This window comes from Amycolatopsis sacchari (assembly GCF_900114035.1).
Lineage (GTDB): Bacteria > Actinomycetota > Actinomycetes > Mycobacteriales > Pseudonocardiaceae > Amycolatopsis_E > Amycolatopsis_E sacchari.
In genome coordinates this window covers 19,129-39,410 of the sequence record NZ_FORP01000035.1, presented here as the reverse complement: position 1 = coordinate 39,410, position 20,282 = coordinate 19,129, and the positions used below count along the sequence as shown (strand labels likewise).

At 69.9% G+C, this 20,282-nt stretch carries 25 protein-coding genes; 7 read left to right on the top strand and 18 right to left on the bottom strand.

Annotated features, from left to right (window positions below):
* Window positions 1-97 precede the first annotated feature (97 nt).
* Genes hisI through hisF form a run of 3 tightly spaced genes read right to left on the bottom strand, consistent with a single transcriptional unit; the run spans window position 98 to window position 1,586 of the window.
* Window positions 98-454, bottom strand: coding sequence for a phosphoribosyl-AMP cyclohydrolase (gene hisI, locus BMZ92_RS33740; protein WP_091516150.1), 357 nt, complete (start codon window positions 452-454; stop codon window positions 98-100).
* On the bottom strand, window positions 451-816 hold the full coding sequence (locus BMZ92_RS33735; RefSeq protein WP_091516148.1) for a hypothetical protein: 366 nt from the start codon (window positions 814-816) through the stop codon (window positions 451-453). Before BMZ92_RS33735 ends, hisI begins: the two co-directional genes overlap by 4 nt.
* Window positions 813-1,586, bottom strand: a complete 774-nt coding sequence (gene hisF, locus BMZ92_RS33730; protein WP_091516146.1) for an imidazole glycerol phosphate synthase subunit HisF — start codon at window positions 1,584-1,586, stop codon at window positions 813-815. Before hisF ends, BMZ92_RS33735 begins: the two co-directional genes overlap by 4 nt.
* Window positions 1,587-1,856: 270 nt before the next feature.
* On the opposite strand from hisF, the gene BMZ92_RS33725 reads away from it, so the two are divergent.
* Complete coding sequence (locus tag BMZ92_RS33725) at window positions 1,857-2,666, top strand: DMT family protein (protein WP_091516143.1); 810 nt, start codon at window positions 1,857-1,859, stop codon at window positions 2,664-2,666.
* An 8-nt stretch (window positions 2,667-2,674) separates the two neighbouring features.
* Complete coding sequence (locus BMZ92_RS33720; RefSeq protein ID WP_091516197.1) at window positions 2,675-3,064, top strand: PPOX class F420-dependent oxidoreductase; 390 nt, start codon at window positions 2,675-2,677, stop codon at window positions 3,062-3,064.
* A 12-nt stretch (window positions 3,065-3,076) separates the two neighbouring features.
* Here the strand turns inward: BMZ92_RS33720 and priA are convergent, their stop codons facing one another.
* The 4 genes from priA to BMZ92_RS33700 are packed head-to-tail and all read right to left on the bottom strand — an operon-like array spanning window position 3,077 to window position 6,064.
* A complete protein-coding gene (priA, locus tag BMZ92_RS33715; RefSeq protein ID WP_091516141.1) occupies window positions 3,077-3,808 on the bottom strand; it encodes a bifunctional 1-(5-phosphoribosyl)-5-((5-phosphoribosylamino)methylideneamino)imidazole-4-carboxamide isomerase/phosphoribosylanthranilate isomerase PriA in 732 nt (243 codons plus the stop codon).
* A gap of 34 nt (window positions 3,809-3,842) precedes the next feature.
* Complete coding sequence (gene hisH, locus BMZ92_RS33710) at window positions 3,843-4,472, bottom strand: imidazole glycerol phosphate synthase subunit HisH (RefSeq protein WP_177228987.1); 630 nt, start codon at window positions 4,470-4,472, stop codon at window positions 3,843-3,845.
* A gap of 20 nt (window positions 4,473-4,492) precedes the next feature.
* The gene (locus BMZ92_RS33705) at window positions 4,493-5,377 is read right to left on the bottom strand and encodes a transketolase family protein (protein WP_281245247.1); all 885 of its coding nucleotides are present in this window, start codon (window positions 5,375-5,377) and stop codon (window positions 4,493-4,495) included.
* Between the two features lie 3 nt (window positions 5,378-5,380).
* Window positions 5,381-6,064, bottom strand: a complete 684-nt coding sequence (locus BMZ92_RS33700; RefSeq protein WP_091516134.1) for a thiamine pyrophosphate-dependent enzyme — start codon at window positions 6,062-6,064, stop codon at window positions 5,381-5,383.
* Between the two features lie 52 nt (window positions 6,065-6,116).
* Between BMZ92_RS33700 and soxR the strand changes: the two genes are divergently transcribed.
* Window positions 6,117-6,578 carry a redox-sensitive transcriptional activator SoxR gene (gene soxR / locus BMZ92_RS33695; RefSeq protein WP_091516132.1) on the top strand — a complete coding sequence of 154 codons (462 nt, stop codon included), beginning with the start codon at window positions 6,117-6,119 and terminating at the stop codon, window positions 6,576-6,578.
* A 3-nt stretch (window positions 6,579-6,581) separates the two neighbouring features.
* On the opposite strand, the gene BMZ92_RS37140 is transcribed toward soxR, so the two are convergent.
* Both BMZ92_RS37140 and BMZ92_RS33690 read right to left on the bottom strand, forming a co-directional pair.
* Window positions 6,582-6,770 (bottom strand): hypothetical protein, encoded by a 189-nt coding sequence (locus BMZ92_RS37140; RefSeq protein ID WP_143250009.1) that lies wholly within the window; start codon window positions 6,768-6,770, stop codon window positions 6,582-6,584.
* A 6-nt stretch (window positions 6,771-6,776) separates the two neighbouring features.
* On the bottom strand, window positions 6,777-7,361 hold the full coding sequence (locus tag BMZ92_RS33690) for a TetR/AcrR family transcriptional regulator (RefSeq protein WP_091516130.1): 585 nt from the start codon (window positions 7,359-7,361) through the stop codon (window positions 6,777-6,779).
* A gap of 169 nt (window positions 7,362-7,530) precedes the next feature.
* Between BMZ92_RS33690 and BMZ92_RS33685 the strand changes: the two genes are divergently transcribed.
* On the top strand, window positions 7,531-9,666 hold the full coding sequence (locus tag BMZ92_RS33685) for an MMPL family transporter (RefSeq protein WP_091516195.1): 2,136 nt from the start codon (window positions 7,531-7,533) through the stop codon (window positions 9,664-9,666).
* A 4-nt stretch (window positions 9,667-9,670) separates the two neighbouring features.
* On the opposite strand, the gene BMZ92_RS37685 is transcribed toward BMZ92_RS33685, so the two are convergent.
* From BMZ92_RS37685 to hisD, 6 genes are all read right to left on the bottom strand, one after another.
* Complete coding sequence (locus tag BMZ92_RS37685) at window positions 9,671-9,829, bottom strand: hypothetical protein (protein ID WP_177228986.1); 159 nt, start codon at window positions 9,827-9,829, stop codon at window positions 9,671-9,673.
* A gap of 82 nt (window positions 9,830-9,911) precedes the next feature.
* Window positions 9,912-11,504 carry an ORC-CDC6 family AAA ATPase gene (locus BMZ92_RS37135; RefSeq protein WP_143250008.1) on the bottom strand — a complete coding sequence of 531 codons (1,593 nt, stop codon included), beginning with the start codon at window positions 11,502-11,504 and terminating at the stop codon, window positions 9,912-9,914.
* 2 nt (window positions 11,505-11,506) lie between these two features.
* The gene (locus BMZ92_RS37130) at window positions 11,507-12,247 is read right to left on the bottom strand and encodes a hypothetical protein (protein ID WP_143250007.1); all 741 of its coding nucleotides are present in this window, start codon (window positions 12,245-12,247) and stop codon (window positions 11,507-11,509) included.
* A 175-nt stretch (window positions 12,248-12,422) separates the two neighbouring features.
* Entirely contained in the window at window positions 12,423-13,022 is a 600-nt protein-coding gene (gene hisB / locus BMZ92_RS33680; protein ID WP_091516127.1) for an imidazoleglycerol-phosphate dehydratase HisB, read from the bottom strand.
* Window positions 13,019-14,116, bottom strand: coding sequence for a histidinol-phosphate transaminase (locus BMZ92_RS33675; RefSeq protein ID WP_091516125.1), 1,098 nt, complete (start codon window positions 14,114-14,116; stop codon window positions 13,019-13,021). Before BMZ92_RS33675 ends, hisB begins: the two co-directional genes overlap by 4 nt.
* On the bottom strand, window positions 14,113-15,435 hold the full coding sequence (hisD, locus tag BMZ92_RS33670) for a histidinol dehydrogenase (RefSeq protein WP_091516122.1): 1,323 nt from the start codon (window positions 15,433-15,435) through the stop codon (window positions 14,113-14,115). The genes BMZ92_RS33675 and hisD overlap by 4 nt, the downstream gene beginning before the upstream one ends.
* A gap of 48 nt (window positions 15,436-15,483) precedes the next feature.
* Here hisD and BMZ92_RS33665 point away from each other — a divergent pair, with 48 nt between their 5' ends.
* On the top strand, window positions 15,484-16,281 hold the full coding sequence (locus tag BMZ92_RS33665) for a carbon-nitrogen hydrolase family protein (protein ID WP_091516120.1): 798 nt from the start codon (window positions 15,484-15,486) through the stop codon (window positions 16,279-16,281).
* Here BMZ92_RS33665 and BMZ92_RS33660 read toward each other — a convergent pair.
* A complete protein-coding gene (locus BMZ92_RS33660) occupies window positions 16,226-17,167 on the bottom strand; it encodes a DMT family transporter (protein ID WP_177228985.1) in 942 nt (313 codons plus the stop codon). The genes BMZ92_RS33665 and BMZ92_RS33660 overlap by 56 nt on opposite strands.
* 160 nt (window positions 17,168-17,327) lie before the next feature.
* Here BMZ92_RS33660 and BMZ92_RS33655 point away from each other — a divergent pair, with 160 nt between their 5' ends.
* Window positions 17,328-17,990: a VC0807 family protein gene (locus tag BMZ92_RS33655; protein WP_091516118.1), complete on the top strand. Its 663-nt coding sequence runs from the start codon at window positions 17,328-17,330 to the stop codon at window positions 17,988-17,990.
* A gap of 5 nt (window positions 17,991-17,995) precedes the next feature.
* Here the strand turns inward: BMZ92_RS33655 and BMZ92_RS33650 are convergent, their stop codons facing one another.
* Window positions 17,996-18,412, bottom strand: a complete 417-nt coding sequence (locus BMZ92_RS33650; protein WP_091516115.1) for a YybH family protein — start codon at window positions 18,410-18,412, stop codon at window positions 17,996-17,998.
* Window positions 18,413-18,453: 41 nt separating this feature from the next.
* Window positions 18,454-19,074, bottom strand: coding sequence for a LuxR C-terminal-related transcriptional regulator (locus BMZ92_RS33645; RefSeq protein ID WP_091516114.1), 621 nt, complete (start codon window positions 19,072-19,074; stop codon window positions 18,454-18,456).
* A gap of 121 nt (window positions 19,075-19,195) precedes the next feature.
* On the opposite strand from BMZ92_RS33645, the gene BMZ92_RS33640 reads away from it, so the two are divergent.
* The gene (locus BMZ92_RS33640; RefSeq protein ID WP_245783411.1) at window positions 19,196-20,227 is read left to right on the top strand and encodes a type VII secretion protein EccE; all 1,032 of its coding nucleotides are present in this window, start codon (window positions 19,196-19,198) and stop codon (window positions 20,225-20,227) included.
* Window positions 20,228-20,282 lie beyond the last annotated feature (55 nt).

Below are 20,282 nucleotides of genomic sequence, written 5' to 3'. Positions count from 1 at the left end.
CCCCCATACATTCCCCGGAGAGGGGCGGGCTTGGCAACGAATCAGACAACGAGATCGGAAGTTCACCCGGAAGATCGAGGCGAACGTCTTTCCGCGGTCAACCGCGGTCGTCGGCCAGGAGCAACCGTTCGTCGGTGTCGAAGCAGGTGCGGGTGTTCGTGTGGCACGCGGGACCGGTCTGGTCCACGCGGACGAGCACCGTGTCACCGTCGCAGTCGAGGCGCACCTCGCGCACGTGCTGCACGTGCCCCGAGGTCTCCCCCTTGACCCACAACTCCTGACGGCTGCGCGAGTAGTACGTCCCGCGGCGGGTGGTCAGCGTTTTCTCCAGCGCCTCGTCGTTCATCCAGGCGACCATCAGCACGTCGGAGGTCGCGTGGTCCACGACGACGGCGCACACCAGGCCGTCCGCGTTGCGCTTGAGCCGGGCGGACAGTGCGGGATCGAGGCTCACGCGGCATCTCCGAGCAGGTGGCGGCGCACGGGGGCGGAGTTCAGCAGGACCCACGCGTAGACGTACCCGGCCGCGAGCAGGCCGGAGAACACCTTGAACCACAGCACCGCGCTCGCGAGCAGCAGGAAAGCGTGCAGCAGCGCCAGCAGCGCGGTGACGGCGAACCCGAAGAACCGCGCGGAGGGCATGCGCAGCACCAGCCCGCCCGCGACGAGCCCGCCGAGCACCACGCTCGCGACCGGCAGCAGCAGCGTGCGCGGCGAGGCTTCGGACGTGGTCACGATGACGATGCCCAGCACCAGGTACGCCAGGCCCAGCCCGAGCAGCAGCCCGACCGTCACCTTCACTTCGAGGCGCTTCACCGGACCTCGACTCCCCCGGCGCGCAGGGATTCCTTGACGTCGCCGATCTTCAACTGTCCGAAGTGGAACACGCTGGCCGCGAGCACGGCGTCGGCCCCGGCGCGCACCGCGGGCAGGAAGTGCTCGACCGCGCCCGCGCCACCGCTCGCGATGACGGGCACGCGGACCACCTTCCGCGTCCGCTCGATCAGCTCCAGGTCGAACCCGTCCTTGGTGCCGTCGGCGTCCATCGAGTTGAGCAGGATCTCGCCGACGCCCAGCTCCTCGCCGCGCGCGGCCCACTCGACCGCGTCGATGCCGGTGCCGCGACGGCCGCCGTGCGTGGTCACCTCGAAACCGGACGGCGTCGGCTCACCGCCTTCGGGCACGCGGCGCGCATCCACGGACAGCACGACGCACTGCGCGCCGAACCGGTGCGACGCCTCACGCAGGAACTCCGGCCGCGCGATGGCCGCCGTGTTGATGCTCACCTTGTCCGCGCCCGCGCGCAGCAGGCGGTCGACGTCCTCGCACGTGCGCACGCCACCGCCGACGGTGAGCGGGATGAACACCTGCTCGGCGGTGCGGCGCACGACGTCGAACGTGGTCTCCCGGTTGCCCGAGGAGGCGGTGACGTCGAGGAAGGTGAGCTCGTCGGCGCCCTCGGCGTCGTACCGGGCGGCCAGCTCCACCGGGTCACCCGCGTCGCGCAGGTCGGCGAAGTTCACGCCCTTCACGACCCGGCCTGCGTCGACGTCCAGGCAGGGGATCACCCTCACGGCTACGGACATATCTCCAGCTTAAGGGGTTCCCCACGGGAGGCTGCCCGCTCGGTCGGCGAACCGTCCCGTCGGCCCGTCCGGTGTACTCCTCGACGGGACCGACCTTCCCGAGGACACCGGTCCTCCAGGCCGCGGAGCGCCGGATCGCCGAACGTGGCCGCGGACAGCGGGTTCCAGTGCAGCAACTCCCAGGTGGCGTCGTAGCGCCGCAGACCCCGAACCCTGCGCACCGGTGCCTGTCGCCGGGCGGTTCCGAGGGCGCGCCGTAGGCTTGCCGGGATGTGGTGGGGATTGCTGTGCGCGGTGCTGGCGGCGGTGGCGTACGGGGTGGCTTCGGTGCTGCAGGCGGTCGCGGCCCGGTCGGTCGCGGTCGGCGAGGGCGGGGTGGATCCGCGGCTGCTGGTGCGGGTGTTCCGGCAGTGGCGTTACGTCGTGGGCACCGCGCTGGACGTGGTCGGGTTCCTCGCGCAGCTGGTCGCGTTGCGGGTGCTGCCCCTGTTCGTCGTGCAGGCCGCGCTCGCGGCGAGCCTGGCGGTGACGGCCGTCGCGGCGATCGCGATCGGCGCCCGGCTGCACGCGCGGGAGTGGGCGGCCGTCGTGGCGGTGTGCGCGGGGCTGGCGCTGCTGGGCGCGTCGGCGCAGAGCGAGGGGTCCGCTCCCGTGGGGCTGGGGTTCCACGTGGCGTTGCTCGTGGCGACGGCCGTGCTGGGCCTGCTCGGGTTCGCGGCGGGACGCGTGCCGTGGACACTCGGGCTGGTCGCCGGGCTGCAGTTCGCCCTCGTCGCGCTGGCCGGGCGGACCATCTCGACGAACAGCGTGGGCGCGTTCTTCGCCGACCCGGCGCTGTACGCGGTGGGCGTGGCGGGCGCGCTGGGGATGCTGTTCTACGCCTCGGCGCTGCAACGCGGCAGCGTGACGACGGCGACGGCGCTGATGGTCGTCGGGGAGACGGTGCTGCCGTCGCTCATCGGCGTGCTCGCGCTGGGCGACACGACGCGGCCGGGGTTCGGCTGGCTCGCGGTCGCCGGGTTCGCGGCCGCGGTCGCCGCGGCGCTCGCACTGGCCCGGTTCGGCGAAGTCGGTCCATAGTGGCGGGCATGACTGCGGGGATCGAGCGGCTGATGGCCGAGAAGTACGTGCTGATCACGACCTACCGCAAGGACGGCACACCCGTCGCGACGCCGGTGTGGGCCGCGCCCTACCACGGCGAGCTCGCGGTGTGGACCGAGCGGAAGTCCGGCAAGGTCAAGCGCATCCGGCGCGACGGGATGGTCCGCGTGCAGGCGTGCGACCTGCGTGGACGGCGGACGCACGGGCCGGAGTTCACCGGGCGGGCCCGCCTGCTGGACGAGGCCGGCACCGAGCACGTGCGGCACGCCATCGCGCGGAAGTACGGCGTCGTGGGCCGGGTGTCGATGTTCTTCAGCCGCCTGCGCGGCCCGAAGGACCGCGTCGTCGGCGTCGCGATCCGCCTCGCGGAGGCCTGACCGGTCCGCGCCTCAGCGGACGGCGGCCAGCGCCTCGGGCAGGGTGAACGCGCCCGCGTACAGCGCCTTGCCGACGATCGCGCCCTCGACGCCGTCGCCGGACAGCCGGGCCAGCGCCCGCAGGTCGTCCAAACTGGACACTCCGCCGGAGGCGATGACGGGGGCGTCGGTGCGGGCGGCGACCTCGCTCAGCAGCTCCAGGTTCGGGCCCTTGAGCGTGCCGTCCTTGCTCACGTCCGTGACCACGTAACGGGCGGCGCCGTCGCGGTCGAGGCGCTCCAGCACCTCCCACAGGTCACCGCCGTCCTGCGTCCAGCCGCGCGCGGCGAGCCGGTGGCCCGCCTCGGTGATGCGCACGTCCAGCCCGATCGCGACGCGGTCGCCGTACTCGGCGACGGCCTTCGCGGTCCACTCCGGGTCCTCCAGCGCGGCGGTGCCGAGGTTGACGCGGCGGGCACCGGTGGCCAGCGCCGCCTTCAGCGACTCGTCGTCGCGGATGCCGCCGGACAGCTCGACCTGCACGTCCAGCCGCGCGACGACGTCCGCCAGCAGCTCCCGGTTCGAGCCCTTGCCGAACGCGGCGTCGAGGTCCACGAGGTGGATCCACTCCGCCCCGTCGCGCTGCCACGCGAGGGCCGCCTCCAGCGGGTCCCCGTAGGAGGTCTCGGTGCCGGCTTCGCCCTGGACGAGCCGGACGGCCTGGCCATCGGCCACGTCAACGGCGGGAAGGAGCGTGAAAGTCACGCCGCCACGATAGCTGACCTGCTCAAAGGCGCCGTCAAAGGCTCCGGAGCCAGTTCTCCAGCAGGTGCGCGCCCGCGTCACCGGACTTCTCCGGGTGGAACTGGGTGGCCCACAGCGGGCCGTTCTCCGCGGCCGCGACGAAGTCCTCGCCGTGGTGCGACCACGTGACCTTCGGCTGCTGCCCGGGCAGGCCGGAGTCCAGCTCCCACTTCCGCGCCGCGTAGGAGTGCACGAAGTAGAACCGCGTGTCCGGGTCGAGGCCCGCGAACAGCTGCGAGTCCTCCGGCGCGCGCACGGTGTTCCAGCCCATGTGCGGGACGATCTCGGCGTGCAGGCGCTCGACCGTGCCCGGCCACTCACCCGCGCCCTGCGACTCGACACCGTGCTCGACCCCGCGCTCGAACAGGATCTGCATGCCCACGCAGATGCCGAGCACGGGCCGCCCGCCGGCCAGCCGGGTACCGATGATCTTGTCCCCGCCCACCGAGAGCAGCCCCGCCATGCAGGCGGCGAAGGCACCGACACCGGGCACGACCAGCCCGTCGGCTTCGAGCGCCGCCTTCGGGTCGGCGGTCACCTCGACGTCGGCGCCGACCCGGCGGACGGCGCGTTCGGCGGAACGGAGGTTCCCGGAACCGTAATCCAGGATCACGACGCGACTCACGCGTCCAGTCTAGGGGGCGCTCACAGGTGCCCGTAGAACTCGCGAATCGTGTGGGTGAGCGAAGGCACATCGAGCCCGTGTGCCACGTCGTGGTCCTCCGGGGTGCCGTAGACGCGGACTTCGGCGTCGCGCCGGACGCCGAGGCAGCGCAACCGGTGCGGCACGTCGGCGAGCGCCTCGGCCACGAGGTGCGCAGAGGTGCCCGCGAGGTAGGGCTCCACGAGGACGACGTCGGCGGCGGAACCGATCGCGGCACGCAGTGTCGTGGCGTCGAAGGGCCGGACGGTGTGCGCGTACAGCACGGTCACGTCGAGCCCCTCCGTCGCCGCGAGCACGCGGTCGAGCATCGGGCCCACCGCCAGCACCACGCCCGCACGGCCCCGCCGCAGCGCCTGCAACCCGCTGCCCAGGTGCGGGCGGGCGTTCGTCTGACCGCTGAGCCGCAGGTAGACGCTCTCGTCGCCGGGCAGGGACTCCAGCAGCAACCGCCGGGCTTCCTCGGCGTGGCCCGGCACGTGCACGGTCCAGCCCGGGATGGTGTCGAGCAGCGCGACGTCCCCCGGCGACTGGTGCGTGCGCCCGGCGGTGGACATGTCGTAGGACCCGCCCCAGGAGACGAGCACCGCGCCGGCGCCCTGGTGGGTCAGGTCGAGCTTGACCTGTTCGTACGGGCGCTCGACGAGGAACGGCGGGAAGGTGTGCGCGACGGGCCGCATCCCGGCCAGCGCGAGGCCGCCCGCGACGCCGATGAGCGCCTGTTCGCGGATGCCGACGTTGATCACGCGGTCGGGGTGGCGCCGGGCCGCCCCGGAGACCTGCGCGACGGAGATCTCGGCGAGGACGAGCGCCACGCGGGGATCGACGTCGAGCGCTTCCTCCATTGTGGACAGAAAGGTTTCCCGCACGGGTCAGCTCTCCTTCGGTTCGACGACGGCCACCACGCACAGCGGCTGCCCTGGGTGGGGTTCGGTGAAAGCGGCGTACAGGGCGTCGCGGTCGTGCCCGTCGACGGTGCGCGTCGCCCAGCCCTCGACGGCGAAACGCCGGTCGATGCCGCCGGGCCAGCCGTGCGTGGCGGAGGAGTTGTCGATCACGACGGTGGTGAGCGCGTCGAGCCCGAAGCGGGCGGCGAGCACGATCGCCTCGCCGTTGGAGCCCTCGTCGAGTTCGGCGTCCCCCACGAGCACGACGACCTTCGAGCCGGTGAACCCCTGCGCCCGCAGGCCCAGCGCGGTGCCCACGGCGAGGGGCAGGCCGTGGCCCAGCGAGCCGCTGGAGATCTCGACGCCGGGGACCCGCATCCGGTCCGGGTGCATGCCCAGGCGCGAGCGGACCGAGGCCCAGTCGTCCAGCTCCGCCGGGTCCAGGAAGCCCTTGGCGGCGAGCACCGCGTAGTAGGCCATCGGCCCGTGCCCCTTCGACAGCAGGAAGCGGTCGCGGCGGGGGTCGCGGACCGCGCCGGGCGAGATGTTCAGCACGCGGTCGTAGAGCACGGCGATGACGTCCAAAGTGGACGTCGCGGCGGCGAGGTGCTTCTCGTCGCCCGTCATGCGGGTGAGCAGGGCGGTGGGGTCCGGCGTGGTGGTCGTCATGCCGCCACCGTGCAACCTCGACTTAGGTTGAGGTCAAGGCTAGGCTGGCACCGTGACCAAGCTTGCCGACCACCTCAGCATCGGGCAGGTCGCCGAACGCAGCGGCGTACCGCACACGGCGTTGCGGTTCTACGAGGACCGCGGGCTGATCTCGTCCGAGCGGTCCGCGGGCAACCAGCGCCGCTACCCGAGGTCGGTGCTGCGGCGGATCGCGTTCATCCGGGCGGCGCAGCGGGTGGGGCTCAGCCTGGAGGAGATCAGCGCCGCGCTCGCCACGCTGCCGAAGGACCACGCGCCGACGAAGGCGGACTGGGCGAGGTTGTCCCGGAACTGGCAGGAGGAGCTCGACGCGCGGATCGACGCGTTGCAGCGCCTGCGGGACAGGCTGACCGGCTGCGTGGGCTGCGGCTGCCTTTCGCTGCGCGTGTGCGGGCTGTACAACCAGGACGACCAGATGTCCCGCTTCGGCCCCGGCGCGCGGCGGCTCAAGCCGGCCGTCGAGGGCGGGGCGTAGTGCCTACAGCTTGATCACGATCTTCCCGTGCACGTGCCCGCCGCCGCCGACGAGCGCGGTCGCCGCGGTGAGGTGCTTGCCGCGGAGCCGCTCGGCGAGCCCGGGACCACGACATAATCGGGGATCGCCCGCCGATCGCGGCGTCGTGGAACCGCTTGCCGGTGCGGAGTCCTGTTCGGTAAGGCGGGCCATGACGGCTCACGCGCTCCGCCGCGGCCGCCCCAGCAACCGGCGGCCGACCTCCAGCAGGTGCCCGCGCAACGTGTCGTCGTCCATCTCCGCGAACTGCGGCGCACCGCCGGTGAGCGCGATGCCCACGATCGCGGCGTGTGCGGCGATCACGCGGCTCTCGTCCTCCTCCGGCCCGGCGAACAGCTCCATCATGCGGATGCTGAGCACCTCGGACCACGAGTTCGCGAGCGCGCGCGTGACCCCGGGATCGCGTGCGAACAACGCGATCAGCGCCCGGTGCCGCACCACGACGTCGACGAACCCGGACAGCAGGTGGTCCACCCGCGCGCCACGCCGCCGCAGCCGCGACGCCTCTTCGAGGACGACCTCCAGCTCGCGCAGCCCCGGTTCGGCGACCGCGCCGGCGATCTCGTCCTTCGTCTTGAAGTGGTAGTAGACCGCCGCCTTCGTCACACCCAGCGCGTCGGCGATCATCTGCAGCGACGTCGCTTCCACGCCGTGCTCGGTGAACAGGCGTAACGCGGTGGCGAGCAGGCGGGTCCGTGTGTCCTCCTGACCGCCCGCGGTCGCGGGGGCCGTCCCGGCTGTCATCGCACCCTCCCAGTGAACAGGCCGAGGGTACGTGCCCTCCCCGCCTCCGGCAACCACACAGGCGCTAGCCGTGCGGCTAGTCACACCACTAGCCGATCGGCTTGGACAGCCACTTGCCGATCGGCTAGCGTGGATCCTCACCCGATGGACTGAAAACGGAGGCGTGCTCGTGGCCACCCTGCTGTACCGACTCGCCCGCTTCTCCTTCCGCCGGCGCTGGCTCGTGGCCACCGTGTGGGCCGTGCTGCTGGCCTGCCTCGGACTGGGCGCGCTGACCCTGTCCGGCCAGCTCACGAACTCCGTGACGATCCCGGGAACCGAATCGCAGCGGGCGATCGACCACCTCAAGGAGCGCTTCCCGCAGGCCGGCGTCGGCGGCGCGACGGCACGTGTCGCGGTCGAGGCACCCGCCGGGCAGAAGCTCACCGATCCGGTGAACCAGGCGACCGTCGAAAGGCTCGTCGAGCGTCTCAAAACGGCACCGAAGGCGCGGGCCGTGACCGATCCGTTCCAGTCGAAGATGGTCTCGCCGGACGGCCGGGTGGCGCTCGTGCAGATCAGCTACGGCGTGCAGGCGTACGAGCTGACCGAGGGCGACCGCGAGGCGGTGATGGCGCCGGCCGGACCGGCGCGCCAGGCCGGGCTGACCGTCGAGTTCGGCGGTGACGCGATCGAGGGCATGCCGGAAACCGGGGCCACGGAAGGGCTCGGCGTCGTCGTCGCGGCGATCGTGCTGACCGTGACGTTCGGCTCCCTGCTCGCCGCCGGGTTGCCGCTGCTCACGGCGCTGATCGGCGTCGGCGTCGGCATGACGGGGATCCTGACCGTCTCCGGGTTCACCGAGCTGAACTCCAACACCCCGATCCTGGCGCTGATGCTGGGCCTCGCCGTCGGGATCGACTACGCGTTGTTCATCGTTTCGCGCTACCGCCACGAACTGAGCGAGGGGCACGATCCCGAACAGGCGGCGGCCCGCAGCGTCGGCACCGCCGGTTCCGCCGTGGTGTTCGCCGGACTGACGGTGATCATCGCGCTGGTGGGGCTCACCGTCGTCGGCATCCCGTTCCTCGGCCAGATGGGCGTCGCGGCCGCGGCGACCGTCGCCGTCGCCGTGCTGATCGCGCTGACGTTGCTGCCCGCCGTGCTCGGCTTCGCGGGACGCAAGGTGCTCGGCAAGCGCGCCCGCAAGCAGCGGACCCGCGCGACGCACGGCGAGCGCTGGGCGCGGTTCGTGTCGCGGCACCGCGTGCCGGTGCTGATCGCCGCCGTCGCCGGGCTGCTCGTGGTCGCGGTGCCGGCGCTGAGCATGCAGCTCGGGCTGCCCAACGACGCGACCGCGGCGCCGGATTCCACGCAGCGCAAGGCTTACGACATCGTGTCCTCGGGCTTCGGGCCGGGCGTGAACGGCCCGCTGATCGTGGTGATCTCCGATGCCACGGACGCCAACACCACGGCGGCCGTCGAGCGCGTCTCGCGGCTCGGGGACGTCGCCGCCGTGACGCCGCCGCAGTTCAACCCGCAGCACGACACGGCGATGTTCACGGTGATCCCGAAGAGCGGGCCGAGCAGCGAGCAGACCGAACAGCTCGTGAGCGACATCCGGGCGCAGGCGGACGGCACGGAACTGGCCGTCACGGGTCAGACGGCGCTGCAGATCGACGTGTCGGAGAAGCTGGCGGACGCGATGCTGCCGTACCTGGCGTTGATCGTGGGGCTCGCGTTCCTGCTGCTGATGCTGGTGTTCCGGTCGCTGGTGGTGCCGCTGAAGGCGACGCTCGGTTTCCTCGGCTCGGTGGTGGCGACGTTCGGCGCGGTCGTCGCGGTGTTCCAGTGGGGCTGGCTCGACGACCTGCTCGGCGTGAAGTCGACGGCGCCGATCATGAGCATGCTGCCGATCCTGCTGATCGGCGTGCTGTTCGGGCTCGCGATGGACTACCAGGTGTTCCTGGTGACGCGCATGCGCGAGGAGTACGTGCACGGCACCGAGGCGCGGGAGGCCGTGGCGCAGGGCTTCCGGCACGGTTCACGCGTGGTCGTCGCGGCGGCGTTGATCATGATCAGCGTGTTCGCCGGGTTCGTGCTCGCGGACACGACGCTGATCCAGTCGATCGGGTTCGCGCTGGCGTTCGGCGTGCTGGTGGACGCGTTCGTGGTGCGGATGACGATCGTGCCCGCGGTGATGGCGCTGCTCGGCGCGAAGGCCTGGTGGCTGCCCCGCTGGCTCGACCGGGCACTCCCGAACGTCGACGTCGAGGGCGAAGCGCTGACGAAGCGCCTGGACAAGCGCGAACCGGTGGAGGTCTAGGCGGTCAGCCGACGATCCACGCGATCGCGCCGCCCAACGCCAGCAGCGTCGCGACCAGCAGGAACCCCGCCAGGGCCCGCGAGTTCTTCCACGTGCTGTACACGCCACCCGCGAGGAACCCGGCGAGCGCCAGCAGCAGGACCCCGACGATCTCCTTGCTCACAGCACGCCCTCCTCGAGGCCTAGACAGTCGCAGCGGGAACCGAAGGATATATGCGCCTCGAAGACCAACCGCCACTGCCCCATCAGCCAGAGAGATACTCAAGAACAGCGGCGACAGCGGCATTTCGCATCTGTCGCGCCCTCGTCGGCCCAACGTAGTGCGCCTTCTTAAAGGTATCCTCCCCTGCGGCCAGAACTTGGCCGATAGTTTTCAGCCCCAGCTCACCCAGCTTCTTATGTTGAAACTGGGTCACATCAAGTTTCGACGCGGGAGCTTCAAGTCGAGCGCGCAAGGCCTCATTGTTGCTTGACTCCAGTCCATCCAGCGAGAAATTCTGAATTGCACGAAACGCTGGATGATTTGCACCAAATTCGACCATGCGCTTGATAGACAAGAGCCGACGAACCTCGGTGCCGTAAACTACGGGATCTTTCGCAAGGGCAAATTGACAACCCAGGTTGACCATGTAGCGTGTTCCGATTTCGCTGCGGGTCGCACGGATTCCTGAAACGCCTTCTTGCAAGATGCCACTGTAACAGAGGAGCCGGAGCGCTTCCCGCACCACCTCTGGCGCATCTCTATGGATCCAGATATGAGACGACGTTTCATGGGGACGCCCCTCGTTGCGCTCGAAGAGCGCGGGCAGAACATTACCTTCCATGAACGAGCGACCCCAGTCAATCAACTGGCGATGCCCAGGATACCTCTCGGCCAACTTCGAGTGCTCAGACCATATTTCTTCACGATAGTAACTTTTCACAACCTCTTGAACTCTCCGCCTGTTAAGGGGAGTACTTCGCGAGAGAGTCTTCAGCAAGATGCGAGGGTTTCCAGTCGCCGCAAAAGCAAGAGTGTCGAACGCCTCACCCTCTCTCGCAATAATTTTTCTATAGCCGTCATCCTGTTTGTACACAATCTCTCGCATCGAACGCGCATAGTCGTCTTCAACGATCGGGCGATCCACACTCATTTCAGTGGCGTCATGTGTCATCTGAAATGATTCACCAAAAGCGGTTGCCCCGGGGTAGACGGCAGCTTTCACCGCTATATACGGGCTGCGTAGATCCCTCATCAAAGTGAAGAACTGGCGTTGCTGCTCGGGAATGAAGACATGTGCAGCTTCGTCTATAAAGAGGTTAACCCGTCGAAGATTCGCGGCATCACATAGATCTTCGACGGCGTCTTTGAGCACATCAACATCGGGCACGCCAGTCAGGTCGTCAGAGGACTCGACACCTTTCCATGATTCCTCTAGTTGTGCTTCAATTGCCTCGAGTCGCGAAATGTTCGACGAGGAGGTGCCGCGGATCGCTTTGATCGAACTTCCCGCCGGGAGGGTAAATCCAAAAGATGCAGCCGCCCTAATCAGTCGATTGCAGATTTTTGCCAGCATCCACGCCTGAAAACGTTCAGGAGTGGGTTTCGCGATCAGACTCGCGCGGGCAAAGGTAACATAAACCGGCAAGACACGCTGCTCCTTCAACGCATGGGACAGCTGCACTTCGGCAACTCGCATCAAGAAGGATTTACCAACGCCGCGACTACCTCGCAAAATGACAGGAGACCGCCCCTTGAGAGAGTCAACTATCTTCCTATCACTGTCAGTCTCCACAAGGTGGGTCAGCACCTCTTCCTGAGTAAGGTCTTCCGACCGAAAAAACAACTCAGATGACACGACTACCCCTCGTCGTCGACAGGAAGACCAAGAAACGAGCGAACATATTTGAGATGCGAAAAGTGCGCTTCCAAACCTTGCTCCAACTTTCCGTCGTCAGAGGGGAGGAGCTCTCCTCCGTATCGGCAGAGAAGTAGATACAGCACACTTTCAGCTGCCTGGATCGATATTTCAGACCAAGAAGTCAGTACAGAACCCGAGAAAGAAAGACTATCGGGAAGCGCGGCAACATGTGTCGCCTTACCGTGTACATACTCCGAGCAGGAGCGATAACTCACAGCCGCCTTTTCCGCAAATATTGAAGCATGCCGTCCGGCGTCCTCGTTAAATTCACGCACAAACCTTGTAGCCAAAACCCCGTCTTGCTCATCCAATGCCTTCGACCAAGAGAAGTCGTAGCGTCCCGCGACCCATCTCCGCCGGTCAAGCTCATGGGCCGAAAAGTAAACAGCGGCGAAACTCAATTCCAGAAAGAGCCGGACACTGGCGTAAGCCTGACTGTAGAGCCCAGAGGCCGCGCAATAAATCGCGTACGCGAGGTTTCGTCGCGCCGACGTCAGCAAAGCGGTCTCGGGACGTTGCCTCAGACACTCTTCCCAGGCCTTGATGTCGAGATCGAGCTGGAGTAGACGACCAAGTGCGGACGAGTGGTCCGACACGGAAGCCCGTATCGCCTTTTCTGCACCGGCATGAAGATCAACAAGATGCTGTTCCAACTCAGATCCGCTTGCGATGGCAATCATCCCTCCCCAGTAGCTACGAAGAGAGACTGTACAAGCTTCAACGGCAGCTATGAAAGTCCTTCGCCGCCAGCCAAGGAGTCACGATCGTGCCAGTCATCCGGTTAGAAGAATCCTGCATCTCGGCTGCCAGACCGGTCTTACTCCGCCAGCAGCAGGACGCCGACGATCTCCTTGCTCACAGCACGCCCTTGGTCGACGGGATGCCGCCCGCGCGCGGGTCCGGCTCCGTCGCGGCACGCAGGGCCCGCGCGAGCGCCTTGTACTGCGCCTCCGCGATGTGGTGCGGGTCGCGGCCGTACAGCACCCGCACGTGCAGCGCGATCTGCGCGTGGAACGCCAGCGAGTCGAACACGTGCCGCGTCAGGACGAACGGGTAGTTCCCGCCGATCGTGAAGGTGTTGAACTCCTCCGGCTCGCCGGTGTGCACGCAGTACGGCCGCCCGGAGACGTCGATCGCCGCGTGGGCGAGCGTTTCGTCCATCGGGATCCACGCGTCACCGAAGCGGCGGATGCCCTTCTTGTCCCCGAGCGCCTGGCGGATCGCCTGCCCCAGCACGATCGCGGTGTCCTCGACCGTGTGGTGCGCGTCGATGTGCACGTCACCCGTGGCCTCGACCTTGAGGTCCAGCGAACCGTGCACGCCCAGCGCCGTCAGCATGTGGTCGTAGAACGGCACGCCCGTCGAGATCTCCACCTGGCCCGTGCCGTCGAGGTCGAGCACGACCTCGATCGAGGATTCCTTGGTGGTGCGCGAAACCTTGCCGACCCGGGTCACCGGGGGACCTCCTTGCTCGCCGCCAGGAAGGCGTCGTTCTCCTCCGGGGTGCCGATGGTCACCCGCAGGTGCCCCTCGATGCCGACGTCGCGGATCAGCACCCCTTGGTCCACATAGGACTGCCAGCTGGCCTTCGCGTCGGCGAAGCGTCCGAAGAGGACGAAGTTCGCGTCACTCGGCACGGGGGTGAAACCCAGCCCCAGCAAGGCTTCCACCACCCTGTCCCGCTCCGCCGCGAGCTTCGCGACCGACGCGAGCGTGGCGTCCGCGTGCCGCAGGGCCGCCCGCGCGGCCGCCTGCGTCAGCAGCGACAGGTGGTACGGCAGGCGCACCAGCTGCAGCGCGTCCACCACCGCGGGCGCGGCCGCCAGGTACCCCAGCCGCCCGCCCGCGAACGCGAACGCCTTGCTCATGGTGCGCGACACGATCAGCTTCGCGGGATACGCGTCGAGCAGCGAAACCGCGCTCGGCTGCGACGAGAACTCCGCGTATGCCTCGTCCACCACGACGATGCCCGGCGCCGCCTTCAGCACCTCTTCCAGCTCCGCCAACGGGATCGACCCGCCGGTCGGGTTGTTGGGGCTCGTCACGAACACGATGTCCGGCTTGCGTTCGGCGACGATCCGGGCGGCTGCCGCGGTGTCGAGGGTGAAGTCCTCACGGCGTGGCGTCGGCGCCCACTCGGTGCGCGTGCCGGCCGCGATGATCGGGTGCATCGAGTACGACGGCTCGAACCCGAGCGCCGTGCGCCCCGGCCCGCCGAACGCCTGCAGGATCTGCTGCAGCACCTCGTTGGACCCGTTGGCGGCCCACAGGTTCCGCTCCGACAGCAGCACACCCGTGGACACCGACAGGTAGTCCGCCAGGTCCTGCCGAAGCGCGATCGCGTCGCGGTCCGGGTAGCGGTGCAGCCCGGCGGCGACCTCACGCACGGCCGCCGTCACGTCGTCCACCAGCTCCTGCGGCGGCGGGTACGGGTTTTCGTTGGTGTTGAGCCGGACCGGCACGTCCAGCTGCGGCGCACCGTACGGGGAGCGGCCCCGCAGGTCGTCGCGCAGCGGCAGGTCCGCCAGCGTCACGTCGTCCGCGCTCACTTCTCCCCCTCGAACCGGGCCGTCACGGCCTCGCCGTGTGCGGGCAGGTCCTCGGCGTTGGCCAGCGCGACCACCTTGCCGGAGACCTCGCGCAGCGCCTGCTCGCTGTAGTCGATGACGTGGATGCCGCGCAGGAAGCTCTGCACCGACAGCCCCGACGAGTGCCGCGCGAACCCACCGGTGGGCAGCACGTGGTTGGAGCCCGCGCAGTAGTCGCCCAGCGAAACCGGCGCGTACGGGCCCACGAACACGGCGCCCGCGTTGCGCACCCGCGCGGCGACCTCGCGCGCGTTCGCCGTCTGGATCTCCAGGTGCTCGGCCGCGTACGCGTCCACCACGCGCAGCCCGTCGTCCACAGTGGACACCAGCACGGTGCCGGACTGCTTGCCCTGCAACGCGGTCGTCACGCGCTCGCTGTGCTTGGTGGCCTTGACGCGGGCGGCCAGCTCGGCGTCGACGGCGTCGGCCAGCTCCGGCGAGGTGGTGACGAGGACGCTCGCGGCGAGGGTGTCGTGCTCGGCCTGGCTGATCAGGTCCGCGGCGACGTGCCCGGCGTCGGCGGTCTCGTCGGCGAGGATCGCGATCTCGGTCGGGCCCGCCTCGGAGTCGATGCCGATCAACCCGCGCAGCATGCGCTTGGCCGCGGTCAGGTAGATGTTGCCGGGCCCCGTGACCAGGTCCACCGGCACCAGTTCGCCGCCGTCGGTGTCCGTGCCGCCGTACGCCAGCAACGCGACCGCCTGCGCGCCGCCGACGGCCCACACCTGGTCCACGCCCAGCAGCGCCGCGGCCGCGAGCGTCGTCGGGTGCGGGCTGCCGCCGAACTCCGCCTGCGGCGGCGTGCACAGCACGAGCGAGCCGACGCCCGCCTCCTGCGCCGGGACGACGTTCATCACCACGCTCGACGGGTACACCGCCAGCCCGCCCGGCGCGTACAGCCCGACGCGCTCGACCGGCACCCACCGCTCGGTCACGGTGCCGCCCTCGGTCACCTGCGTCGTGACGTCCTCGCGGCGCTGGTCGGCGTGCACCTTCCGGGCCCGCGCGATGGACTCCTCGAGCGCGGCGCGGACCTCCGGGGCCAGCTCTTCGAGCGCCTTGGCCAGCGCGTCCGCGGGCACGCGCACGCTGGACGGGCGCACGCGGTCGAACTTCTCCGTGTACTCCAGCACGGCTTCGACACCGCGGTCGCGTACCGCCTCGACCACCGGCCGCACCTGATGCAGCGCGGCATCCACGTCGATCTCGGCGCGAGGCAGCGTGGCACGCAGCTCGGCGGCGGACGGGACCTTTCCACGCAGGTCGGTGCGGTTCAGCATGGGTCTAGGGTACGGAGGGGGAAGCCGTACACGACCAGGGAGGTAGCCGTGCTCCGGATCGGGCTGAGTCAGGTCACGTCGAGTGAGGACCCGGCGGAGAACCTGGAGCTCATCCGCCGTGAAACCGCCCGCGCCGCCGCCGAGGGCGCGCGCGTGGTCGTCTTCCCCGAGGCCGCCATGGTGCGCTTCGGCGTGCCGCTCGGACCGCTCGCCGAACCGCTCGACGGCCCGTGGGCCAAGTCGGTGGCCGCGATCGCGAACGAGCACGACGTGCTGCTGGTCGCGGGCATGTTCACGCCCAGCGACGACGGGCGCGTCCGCAACACGCTGCTCATCACCGGTCTCGGGCAGCACCTGGGCTACGACAAGATCCACCTCTACGACGCGTTCGGCTTCCGCGAGTCCGACACCGTCGCGCCGGGCACCGAGGCCGTCACGACCACGGTCGACGGCGTCACGCTCGGTTTCGCCACCTGCTACGACATCCGCTTCCCCGAGCTGTTCCGCCGGCTGGCGGACCAGGGCGCGTCCGCGATCGTCGTGCCGACGTCGTGGGGCGCGGGCGAGGGCAAGGTCGAGCAGTGGGACGTGCTGGTGCGCGCCCGCGCGCTCGACACCGGCTGCTGGGTGCTGGGCTGCGGTCAGGCCGACCCGGCCGCGACGGGCACCCAGGTCAACCCGAAGGCGCCCACGGGCATCGGTCACTCCACCGCGTCCGACGGCTTCGGCCACGTGCACGCCAAGGCGGGCGCCGGGCCGGAGCTGCTCGTCGTCGACGTCGACCCGGCGGTCACCGAGAAGGCACGCGCTGCGACGGGTGCGCTCGCGAACCGGCGCCTGGGCTGACTCCCGCCGTCCGCGGTGGCGCCACCAGGTGGCTGCTGCGGTGCGACAGGATCGCGATCCCGGCGACGATGACGCCCGCCGCGAGCACCTCGCCCGCCAGCACCCCCGCACCCGTCGCCGCGGACTCGCCCAGCCAGCCGATCCCGATCGCGACCCCGATCAGCGGGTCGCTCGTCGTGATCACCGCGAGCGCCGGCGCGATCATCCGCCCCTGCTGGAACGTGTTCTGCGACAACAGGAACCCGATCGGCCCGATGACGCAGACGACGTACAGCGCCCAGTGCGTGAACGGCACCCCCGCACCCTCACGCAACTGCCCCGCCACGACCTTCAGCAACCCCGCGGTCACGCCGTAGCAAACCCCCGTCGCCAGCGCGAGCCCCAGCACCCGGCCCGGCCCGCGCAGCACCGTCGACAGCCCGATCCCGCCCAGCGCGACCAGCGTCAGCACGACGGCCAGCGGCCCGGCGTTGGCGACCATCTCGGTCGACCCGCCCGTGGGCCGGGCCAACGCGAGGAACGCCGACAACCCCGCCACGCACACCAGCGTCCCGAACACCACCACCGGATCCGGCCTGCGCCGGTCGAGCCACGCGGCGAACCCGCTCGCGAACGGCAGCGCGGTCACCAGCAGCGGCTGCACCAGCAGCAACGGCCCGAAGCCGAGCGCCAGCACCTGCAGCAGCAGCCCCCCGATGGTCGCGGCGATGCCGACGAGCCACAGCGGCCGGTGCACGAGGTCGACCAGCAGGCGCGGGTTCAGGGTCGCGCTCGTGCGGACCTGGTGGGAAGCCTTGGCCTGCACCGCGGAGGCGAGTCCCATCAGCGCGGCCCCCGCCACCGCCGAGGGGACCGCGACCAGCAGGTCGGTCCACTGCTCGTCCATCGGCTCACCTCCCTCCTACCGGAACATCACACCACCGGCCGCGGCTTCCCGGATCCGGAAATTTCCCGGAAGCGTTACCCGGACCCAACCCTGATCTCACAGGTTCGCCGGGTACTGTGGGCGGCCTCCCGCACCCCCGCGAGACAAGACAGCGAGTCCGATGCCCCCGCACCTGACCGTCCACCTCCCTGCTTTCGGCGCGCTCCTGCGCCAGGGCGCGAAACACCTGCTCGAGTCCACCGTCGTGCCGCTCGGGCTGTTCTACCTGCTGCTCACGCTCGTCGGCTTCGACGGCGGTCTGATCGCGGCCCTGTCGTGGTCGCTGCTCGCCGTGGTCCGCCGCGTCGTGCGCCGCGAGCCGATCCCCGCGGTACTGCTGCTGACCACCGGCCTGCTGGTGGCGCGCACCGTGCTCGGGCTCGTCACCGGCAGCGTGTTCCTCTACTTCCTGCAGCCGACCCTGCAGAACTTCCTCATCGCGTTCGTGCTGGTCGCGTCGCTGCCGTTCGGCCGCCCGTTCATCGCGAAGCTCGCCGACGACTTCTGCGCGTTCCCCGCCGCGTTCAGCAAGCACCCGCGGATCGAGCAGCTGTTCCGGCGGCTGTCGCTGCTGTGGGCGCTGGTGTTCCTCACCAACGGCGTGACGACGTTGTGGATCCTCGCGCGTGAGAGCGTCGGGAACTTCCTGCTGGTGTCGACGGCGGGCTCGTGGAGCGTCGTCGGCGCGGCGATCGTCGTGTCGCTGCTGTGGTTCCGCCGCGTGCTGCGGGGCGAGGGCATCGCCCTGCGCTGGGGCGCGCCGGTCGCGGCGGTAGCGGCGTAGGCGGCTCACGGGTTCGCGGCTTCGCCGGAGAGATCCGGGAACGAGTGGTGCTCGTGCGTCACGGTCCAGCGTCCCTGCTGTTTGCGCAGGCCGAAGGTCAGCCGCAGCCGCAACGCGGGGTTTTCCGCGAGTTCCTCCGGCGTCCCGCACCGCACGAGCGCCTGGGCGAACGCGACGTCCGCACCGGCGGTCACGTCGAGGGATTCGACCTCGAACAGCGCGCCCTGGGCCTGCCAGGTGAAGAAGGGCGGCCATACCGCCCGGTACGCCTCGATGCCGCGCACCCCTTCGCAGGGCGGCGGCACGTCGAACATCACGATGTCGTCGGCGTGGTCGGCCAGCACGCCCGCCAGGTCGCCCTCGTGGACCGCGGCCGCCCACCGCTGGATCAGTGCCCGCACCTGCGTCTCGTCATCTGCCACATCCAGACAGACCGGCACCGGCGGGAAAACTCACCGCCCGGCTAGGAGATCCCCTCTTCGATCGCGAGGCGCGTCAGCTCCGGGCGACGGCGGCGGCCAGTCTTGTCGCGGATGCGCTCCAGGTAGGAGCGGACCGTCCGGACGCTGATCGACATGGCCTCCGCGATGTCGCTGTCCCGCTCCCCCGCCGCGACCAGCGACAACACCTGCCGCTCGCGGTCGGACAGCAGGCTCTTCACCCCGCGCGTCGAGTTGAGCAGGAACGACGCCAGCGCGGGTGAGACGTAGGTGCCGCCCGCCGCGATCTCCCGCACCGCCCGCAGGATGTCGGCGCCGTCGGCGTCCTTCGACAGGTAGCCGCGCGCGCCGGCGGAAATGGCACCGAGCACCTCGTCCTGCCCCGCGTGCGCGGAAACCACGAGCACCTTGTGCCCCATTTCGACGACCTTCTGCACCGCGGCGGCGTCGGTGACCCCGCGCAGTTTGAGATCGAGCACGACGACGGAACCGGCGGGCTCGCGCGCCGCGGCGAAGCGGGGCACCGAATCGGCGACCGCGCCCAGCTCCACGTCGGGTGCCTCAGCCAGGACCCGCGCCACCGCGGACCGGTAGAGCGGATGATCCTCGACCACGCTGACCCTGATCCGCGGCTGCTCGTTCATCCCGCCTCCTCGCTCGTGCCCGCGGATTCTCCCCCACACGGGCGGCTGTGGCTATTTCTACCGACAGAAATCGTGACACAGCCGTTTATTCTGTACCAGGAATCGAAGAGAGGCGTCGAACTTGACCACCGCCGATGCACGGATTCCCGCCCTCACCGGGGCGCACCGCCCCGGCGCGGTCCTGGCTTCCCACGTGCTCCCGGTCCGGCTCGCGCAGGTGGCCTGCTGGCTGCTCGCGCTGGTCTTCTGCGCGCTGGAGCCGTCGGCGGGCCCGGCGCTGCTCGCGGCGCTCGTGGTCGGCACCACCTCGGTCCACGTCGCCGGGCGGCACCTCGCGGGGTGGGCGCTGACGTGGGTGCGCTTCCGGCTGCTGCGGCACACCGACCGCAGGCTCGGCACCGATCCGCTGCTCGTGCTCGCGCCGGACCTCCGGCTGCGCCAGCACCACGACCGGGCCGGTCACCGGTTCGGCGCCGTCGGCGTCGAGGACGGCTGGAGCGCCGTGCTGCGGCTGAACCCGGGCGTCAAGCCGGACGTGACGGCACTGACGGCGGTGCTGCGCCAGGCGTGCGAGGCCCCCGAGATCCCGCTCTCCGGCGCCCAGCTGCTGGTGCGCACGCACCGCGGGCAGCGGACGTACCTGCTGGCCCTGCGCTTCCGCCCCGCCGACGCCCCGCTCGCGGCGCTGTCCCGCGGTCCCGGTGAGCTCGGCGAGCACCGGGCGCTGACCCGGGCGGCGCTGGACGTGCTCGGCGCGCTCGCCGAACGCGGGTACCCCGCCACGGTGCTCGAAGCGGGCGAACTCGCCGCGGAACTGCGCATGAGCCTTGGCGCGCAAGGGGAACCGCTGCCCGGCACGGCGGTGGACGAGGGCTGGCGGGCGTGGTCAGGCGCCGGACTGGTCCAGACCTGCTTCTCGCCGAGGGCGGATCTGGAAAGCGCTTTCCGCGCTTCCGCGCGGGGCGCCGTCTTCACGGTGGCGTCGTACCGGCTGCACCGGACGTCGCAGGGCAGGCTGCACGAAGAAGTCCTGTTCCGCGTCGCAGGCAGCCGCGTCCCCCGCGCGGACGAGCTGGAGGTCCCGGTGGTGCCGCTGTACGGACGGCACGAAGCGGCCGTCCGGCGCACCCTCCCGCTCGCGTTGCCGCACTGACGGCGTTTCCCGACTTCCGTAGGTACCAGGCGAAGTTCTGACCGAAATACTTTTC